This is a genomic window from Cellulomonas sp. P4_B5_2, assembly GCF_056402235.1.
The window spans coordinates 1-2116 of the sequence record NZ_JBFUHU010000462.1; the positions used below are offsets into that span (position 1 = coordinate 1).

The window sequence follows — 2116 nt, forward strand, 5'->3', positions numbered from 1 at the left end:
GCACTGGTCGGCTCGTCGAGCACGAGGAGGTCCGGCTCGAGCGCGAGGGCCCTGGCGATCGCGACGCGCTGCCGCTGCCCGCCGGACAGCTCGCCCGGGCGCCGGTCGGCGTACGCGGCGCCCAGGGCGACCTGGTCGAGGAGCTCGACGACGCGGTCCCGCCGCTGTGCGCGAGTGCCCACGCGGTGCGACCGCAGGGGTTCGTCCACGATCTTGGCCACCGTGAACCGCGGGTCGAGCGAGGCGAACGGGTTCTGGTGCACCAGCTGCGACCTGCGTCGCAGGACCGCCCGGCCTGCGGCGTCGGACACCCGCGCACCATCGAGCAGCACGGTCCCCGAGTCCGGCGCCGTCAGCTGCAGGACCAGCCGCGCGACCGTCGACTTTCCCGACCCCGACTCCCCCACCAGGCCGAACGCTCCCCCGCGCGGGATGGACAGGCTCACGTCGTCGACCGCCTGCACCGTGCGGCCCGCGTGCCCGGGAAGCCGGAACGTCTTGCTCACCGAGAGCACCTCGAGGAGCGGGGCCGGGCCGACGTCGGGCACGGGCGCTCGCGGGGTCGTCACCGTCAGCTGCGGCGCCGCCGCCAGCAGCGACCGCGTGTACGCGTGCGCGGGAGAACCGAGCACCTGCGCGGTCCGTCCCTGCTCCACGATCTCGCCGTCCTTCATCACCACCACCCGGTCGGCGCGGTCGGCCGCCACCGCCAGGTCGTGGGTGATGAACAGGACAGCGGAGCCGGCGCGCGTGGTGACGTCGTCGAGCAGGTCGAGCACGCGGCGCTGGACCGTGACGTCGAGGGCGCTCGTCGGCTCGTCGGCGATGACCAGGGCCGGCTCGAGCGCGAGCGCGATGCCGATGAGCACGCGCTGGCGCATGCCCCCGGACAGCTCGTGCGGGTACTGCCGGGCGCGGGCCTCGGGGTCGCTCAACCCGACCGACCGGAGGATCTCCACCGCCTGCTGAGCCGCCGCGGCACGGCGGAGCCGCCCATGGATCCGGAGCACCTCGGCCACCTGGTCGCCCACGCGGGTCACCGGGTTGAGCGCGATGCCCGGGTCCTGCGGCACCAGCCCGATGCGCGCGCCACGGACCTGCCGCCACGCCTTCGAGGGCAGTCCGACGAGCTCGCCCTCGTGCAGCCGGACGCTCCCCCCGACCACGCGACCTCCGGTCGGCAGCAGCCCGACCACGGCGTGCGCGGTCGTGGACTTGCCCGAGCCCGACTCGCCCACCAGCGCCACGACCTCGCCCGCGTGGACGTCGAAGCTCACGCCGCGGACAGCAGGAACGCGCACGCTGGTTCTGCGATGGACCTCGTACTCGACCACCAGGTCGCGCACACGCAGGACGGGGGTCGCGTTCATCGGTGCGTCCTTCCCTCGAGCACGCGTCCCAGGCGGTTGGCGGCCAGGACGAGCGCCGCGATCACCAGCCCGGGAAGCGTGGTGAACCACCACGCGACCGCGAGGTAGTTGCGGCCCTCCGCCACGAGCGAGCCCCACTCCGGGGTCGGCGGCACGGCCCCGAACCCGAGGAAGCTCAGCGAGGAGACCGCCAGCACGATGACGCCCAGCTGCACGGTGGCCAGCACGAGGATCGGGCCGGCGGCGTTGGGCAGCACGTGCCGCAGGAGTACGGCCGGGCGGCGCGCCCCGGCCAGCACGGCCGCCTCGACGTAGGTGGTGGTCCGCACGCGGAGGACCTCGGCCCGCATGACCCGGGCGAACGTGGCCACCTCGGCGACGCCGACGGCGATCGCGACCTTGAGCGTGCCGAACCCGAGCGCGGTCACCACCGCGAGCGAGRGCAACAGGCCGGGGATGGCCAGCAGCACGTCCGTCGTCCGCATGAGCACCGCGTCGACGACCCCGCCGAGGTAGCCGGCGACCAGCCCCACGAACGCGCCCACGACGAGCCCGAGACCGAGGGCGAGCAGCGCCGCCTGCAGCGAGAGGCCGGTGCCGTGCACGGTGCGGGCGTACAGGTCGCGGCCCAGGTTGTCGGTGCCGAACCAGTGCGCCGCGCTCGGCGGGCTGAGCTTCTCGGCCGGCACACCGACCAGCGGGTCCGCGGCCGTGAAGAGTCCGGGCACGAGCGCCCAGCCCAGCAC

General features: G+C 74.7%; 2 protein-coding genes. Both read right to left on the reverse strand.

Translation table 11 applies throughout. The features are described from left to right. The coding region (locus AC1DUQ_RS21115) for an ATP-binding cassette domain-containing protein (protein ID WP_477074560.1) at window positions 1-1370 on the reverse strand (1370 nt) is incomplete at its 3' end. Further along, window positions 1367-2116 (reverse strand): ABC transporter permease (locus AC1DUQ_RS21120; protein ID WP_477074561.1); only part of this gene is annotated, 750 nt, incomplete at its 5' end. The genes AC1DUQ_RS21120 and AC1DUQ_RS21115, both read right to left, overlap by 4 nt.